Source organism: Vibrio sp. D173a (assembly GCF_030248475.1).
The window spans coordinates 1-1,186 of record NZ_JAHGAH010001409.1; the positions used below are offsets into that span (position 1 = coordinate 1).

Annotated in this window: 1 protein-coding gene and 1 pseudogene; one reads left to right on the top strand and one right to left on the bottom strand. The window is 48.1% G+C overall.

Annotation, left to right across the window (positions count from 1 at the left end; translation table 11 throughout):
- Positions 1-335: efflux RND transporter permease subunit (locus tag KIV40_RS33695; RefSeq protein ID WP_285353775.1), on the top strand; the 335-nt coding region annotated here is incomplete at its 5' end.
- 101 nt (positions 336-436) lie between these two features.
- Here the strand turns inward: KIV40_RS33695 and KIV40_RS33700 are convergent.
- A pseudogene (locus KIV40_RS33700) lies at positions 437-1,186 on the bottom strand (efflux RND transporter periplasmic adaptor subunit); the annotation flags it as partial.

The window sequence follows — 1,186 nt, forward strand, 5'->3', positions numbered from 1 at the left end:
TCGCAATGCTGGGTATTGCTGGTCTTGCCATTAACGCCGCGATCGTCATTCTTACCGAATTGAAGCTCGATGAAGAGGCGTCGTCGGGCAGTGTCGATGCCGTGGTTAACGCTGTGATGTCGTGTACTCGTCATATCACCTCGACCACAATCACAACGGTGGGTGGCTTTATGCCACTGATTATTGCTGGTGGTGGTTTCTGGCCTCCATTTGCCGTCGCGATTGTTGGCGGTACAGTACTAACTACCCTGATTTCATTCTACTTTGTGCCTGTGGTTTTCCACCTAATGACACGCAAAAAGGGCTTGAACACCTCAACTGCTATCGCTCTTTAGCGAGCGTTATGAAATGAAAAAGGTGAGGCCATAGAGCCTCCCCTTTTCGTTTGTACCGAGCATTCGAACGTGCTTGTTAAGCGTCTTTCTTACCACGCACCTGGCTTTTCTGCTGAAATCCAAGCTGCGCCCGTTGCACCGATTGGGATGTAGTAGCCTTCTGGTTCGATGATTTCTAGAACCACGGTACGACCTAAGCCATTGCCGTTACGTACTACGTGCTGACCAACGCTTTGCGGGCCTTGGAATGGTGAAATACCTGCTTCACCAGTACCTGCGTTAAAGCTGTGTACCTTAGCGCGGAACACGTGGCCTGGGTACGCATCAACGTAAAACTCCGCAAAATCACCCTCTTGAACGTAGCCATAGGTTTGGTCAGAGACGCGCATCTCTAAGAACTTTTTACTGGTGTTGTAGAGGTGCATGTTACCCATCACTGAGCCTTCAGCGATGTTAACGATAGAGACCTGTCCATCAAACTCTGCGGTAATAGTCTTCTTCTCTTGCGCCCAGTTTACTTTCTGTAAGTCAGCTTTTAGAGAAGCAAGTTGAGAATTCATTACACGCAGGTCTGAGTTGTATTTCTCGATATCACGCGCATTGAAGATCTCTGGAGAGGTATCCGCTCGATCAATATCGCGTGTCATCTGTTTGATTTGCTCTTCTTTCTGCACAATTGACGACTCAATCTTGGCTTTATCTGCTGCTGAATTGATGTCGACTAGAGTGTAGAGCACATCGCCTTTTTTCACATGCTGGTTGTGATCAACCATGATCTCGTCGATCTGCTGACCAAACACTGGAGACATTACGGCATGAGGCGCTTTTACTGTGGTTGAGTTGGTAAGATC